The following is a 1,920-nucleotide window of genomic DNA, read 5'->3' as shown; positions in this document are numbered from 1 at the left end:
GATTACGAGCGTTACGCTTCAACGCTCGCAAGTCTTCATGTCGTCGCTTTCGCATGTTTCATGCTCAGAAACGCCGCTATACTCGCTCACGGTGCATAACACCCTCTAGGCTAAGGAAGTACTCATAAAACTTATCATGATAAAACCGTCTATACCCACGCCGATCATCGTTTGTGAAAAAGGCGAGGGCATGGCTCCTCGCTTTCAAAATACGATTTATTGACTCGTCAATCTCGCGCGGAAGTGCAACATCAACAAGCCAGGAAAGGGTGGCGTCACTTATGGCTGAGTTGTTAGATTCGGCCATATCGCGGGCTGCTTCTCCGAGCAGCGAAATCAAATACTTTCGACGATCCGACGCATTTAGGGAACGCTCTACCGCTTCGCCGAATTTTGCGATTTCTCTCCCGATCATCGCATCCATTAGAATCGAAAGAACACTAAACGCATTACTACTTGATATACTTTGAGCAATTTCCGGATTTGATAACGTCTTCAAGAAAAATGGCCTAAGCGCTAATGAATTTGGCTCCAAAAAGTCCTCTATTACTGCAACCTGGTCTTCCTGCCACCCTTGGGAGAGCAACCATTTCACCGCCGTCGACTTCGATGGAGGTTGAAGCGTCAGAACATTCAGTTCATCCTTCTCAACTCTTAAACTTGATATGTCCTTTAATACCCGGTCGCGCCCAATGAATGTCTCTCGCCCCGCGAGAATAATGCTGCCCGATCCTCGCAGAACTGCAATGAGATCACTAACCTGTGACCATGCATTCTCATAACCATCAGGATCTGCCAACTCATCAAAACCATCAATGGCGAGTGTAATCAGGCCATACTTGGCAAGGATGGGCACTTGGTCAAAGGTAACATCTAACCGGATCCGCTGCAGGCTGAATGCTACTAGATCATAAAGATAAGAGAGAGTTCTTCCTCTGCTTTGAACATGTAGAATAAGAGGACGCCGTCGGATCATGAAACCGTCTGCCCGTCTTTTAGACAAGCTGGTAATAAACTGTGTTTTGCCAATACCGGCAGGACCGTCGATCAGCAAAATCCTTGTTGAATCAACATTCTGACTACCACAAAGTGAATCGTCGACCGCCGCCGCATCAGCTGAATTAAAGGGGGTGTTTAGGTAGCCGGATATGTCTATTAAATCTCCTGTTTTCCTCATTTCTTGGTCCAAAAATGCGACTTGCTTAGCCGCCCAGTCTCGCAGATTTCCATACCTTTCAGATGCAAGCAGAGCCTTAAGGCTCGCATGCTTTTGCCGCTCATCTCCCCATATTTCGATCAAGGCATCAGAACGCTGCGATACTGCAATTTCGGTCGCTTCTCCTTGGCGCGTCAATCTTACAGAGAAACCTCCCTGGACGGATTCTACGGACGGAGCGTCGGTGCCAATATCGGCAAAAACTGCAAGATCGCTCGCGATCTGCGTCGCACGTTCCTCTAAATGCAAATTGGTCATGATAGTAACCCCTCGAGAGATAGATAACGACTTTCTGCCCTATTGCGCGAACGTACTAGATGAATTTCCCCCCCCATAGGCTTCATCCAAGACTCTGCGACGAAAATGGGGGGAATGATGTCGTCGTCACCCGAAAATACGATTGCAATCGACCCAGGCTCGTGGCGTGCCCACGTTAACAGGTCAGCTCCAAGAGCTGTATCGACCATCTTCTCAACAGGGGGAGCGTCACCCCTTTGCTTCCTTAGTGTGTTTGGGAGATGTATCCGCCAGGGCTTTATCTCACGCTCGGGGAGTGCATCAATAAGCCTGTCTCCAAACTCCACGTCAGAAAGTGCTAGAGGGTGTTATGTACTTTCGTGGGTGATTGGTTCAGTAATGCTGAATGACGCAAGTTCGCAAGCCGTATCCCTCTGACGTATCAGACGAAGAGTGGTCGTTGGTTG

Annotated in this window: 1 protein-coding gene and 1 pseudogene; one reads left to right on the top strand and one right to left on the bottom strand. The window is 48.5% G+C overall.

Annotation, left to right across the window (positions count from 1 at the left end; translation table 11 throughout):
- Window positions 1–99: pseudogene (locus HLH28_RS17795) on the top strand (IS5/IS1182 family transposase); the annotation flags it as partial.
- Here the strand turns inward: HLH28_RS17795 and HLH28_RS17790 are convergent.
- Window positions 77–1,474: an NACHT domain-containing protein gene (locus HLH28_RS17790; protein ID WP_182961935.1), complete on the bottom strand. Its 1,398-nt coding sequence runs from the start codon at window positions 1,472–1,474 to the stop codon at window positions 77–79. The pseudogene HLH28_RS17795 and the gene HLH28_RS17790 overlap by 23 nt on opposite strands.
- Window positions 1,475–1,920: the final 446 nt, after the last annotated feature.

This window comes from Gluconacetobacter tumulisoli (assembly GCF_014174155.1).
In the GTDB taxonomy this organism is placed as follows: domain Bacteria; phylum Pseudomonadota; class Alphaproteobacteria; order Acetobacterales; family Acetobacteraceae; genus Gluconacetobacter; species Gluconacetobacter tumulisoli.
The sequence above is the reverse complement of the archived record's forward strand: the minus strand, read 5'-3'. Positions and strand labels throughout refer to the sequence as shown.